The 258-nt window shown below is 57.4% G+C and carries 1 pseudogene; it reads left to right on the top strand.

What is annotated here, in order from left to right:
• Positions 1-21 precede the first annotated feature (21 nt).
• Positions 22-258, top strand: a pseudogene (locus G8767_RS35430) (hypothetical protein); the annotation flags it as partial.

Raw genomic sequence — 258 nt, 5'->3', positions numbered from 1 at the left:
CCTTCTTCAGGGAGTAGTCAGATGTACTCGAAAAGCACGTTAAGCCACACCGACGCCGTGTCGGCGCTCGAACTGTTCGAGCAGGGCTACACGGCCAAGTCCGTGGCCATTTCGCTTGACCTCGCCCAGAACCCTGTCCAAATGTTGTATCAACGATGGCAACTACGGGGAGCAGGTGCGCTGGTGACGAGAGACCGAAGACAGTACGACTTCGAGACCAAACTCGAGATCGTGCGTCGCCACGTCAACGGAGAGTCC

The organism is Rhodococcus sp. IC4_135 (genome assembly GCF_011602025.1).
Classification (GTDB): domain Bacteria; phylum Actinomycetota; class Actinomycetes; order Mycobacteriales; family Mycobacteriaceae; genus Rhodococcus_F; species Rhodococcus_F baikonurensis.
Note: the sequence above shows the minus strand (reverse complement) of the source record. Positions and strands in the feature narration are given on the sequence as shown.